General features: G+C 52.7%; 1 pseudogene. It reads left to right on the top strand.

The features are described 5' to 3' along the window. Positions 1-298, top strand: a pseudogene (locus tag HMPREF2571_RS10770) (MSCRAMM family adhesin SdrC); the annotation flags it as partial.

The following is a 298-nucleotide window of genomic DNA, read 5'->3' on the forward strand; positions in this document are numbered from 1 at the left end:
ACTCATCGACGCTGACGTACTTGCGGACTCTGATGCACTTGTCGATGCACTTTGCGATGCACTGGTACTTGCTGACTCTGATGCACTTGTCGATGCACTCTGTGACGCTGATGTACTTGCCGATTCGCTCGCACTTGTTGAGGCACTCATGGACGCTGACGTACTTGCGGATTCAGATGCACTTGTTGAGGCACTTTGCGATGCACTGGTACTTGCGGATTCTGAAGCACTCGTTGAAGCGCTCATTGAGGCGCTTGTACTTGCTGACTCGCTCGCACTTGTTGAGGCACTCATGGAC

The organism is Streptococcus sp. HMSC068F04 (assembly GCF_001837455.1).
Classification (GTDB): domain Bacteria; phylum Bacillota; class Bacilli; order Lactobacillales; family Streptococcaceae; genus Streptococcus; species Streptococcus salivarius_D.